The sequence below is a fragment of the Vibrio sp. OPT41 genome (assembly GCF_015163595.1).
Classification (GTDB): Bacteria; Pseudomonadota; Gammaproteobacteria; order Enterobacterales; family Vibrionaceae; genus Vibrio; species Vibrio alginolyticus.
Genome location: NZ_JADDYH010000091.1, coordinates 1 through 650, shown reverse-complemented (window position 1 = coordinate 650; position 650 = coordinate 1). Strand labels below are relative to the sequence as shown.

The window sequence follows — 650 nt, the reverse complement described above, 5'->3', positions numbered from 1 at the left end:
CCATACAACCCGAAGGAGTTTCGAGTTGATGTTCAAATCACCAAAGTTGTCTCTCATTATTTGAATGAGCGAGAGACATTTCGATTTTGCCGGACTCATCTCTTTACCTTCATTTTTAGAAAAAATGAAAACAAAAAGCCAAGAACACTTGAATGTGTTATTAGTTGTATTCATAAATGAATACTTTGAGAACTTTACAAACAACAATAAATTGTTGTTTTGTCAGCTTTCCAAATTGTTAAAGAGCTAGATTTTCTGATGAAAACCATTTTTAAAGATTCTTTTTCAAGAACACTTAAAGATGGTGGAGCTATGCGGGATCGAACCGCAGACCTCCTGCGTGCAAGGCAGGCGCTCTCCCAGCTGAGCTATAGCCCCATCAAGGTGTCGATACTGTCGCCAATTCCTTGGGAAAGAAATTGGTGGGTCTGAGTGGACTCGAACCACCGACCTCTCGCTTATCAGGCGAACGCTCTAACCACCTGAGCTACAGACCCAGTATCGTCTCTTTACTTTATAAACCGTATCAATCTGTGTGAACACTCATCGCAATAATCATCGTATAAGGAGGTGATCCAGCGCCAGGTTCCCCTAGCGCTACCTTGTTACGACTTCACCCCAGTCATGAACCACAAAGTGGTAAGCGTCCC

At 42.6% G+C, this 650-nt stretch carries 2 tRNA genes and 1 rRNA gene; all 3 read right to left on the bottom strand.

Going from position 1 to position 650, the window contains the following annotated elements:
• Positions 1-302: 302 nt before the first annotated feature.
• Positions 303-378 (bottom strand) — tRNA-Ala (locus IQP38_RS25505).
• A 42-nt stretch (positions 379-420) separates the two neighbouring features.
• Positions 421-497, bottom strand: a tRNA-Ile gene (locus tag IQP38_RS25500).
• Positions 498-563: 66 nt separating this feature from the next.
• Positions 564-650, bottom strand: a 16S ribosomal RNA gene (locus IQP38_RS25495); the annotation flags it as partial.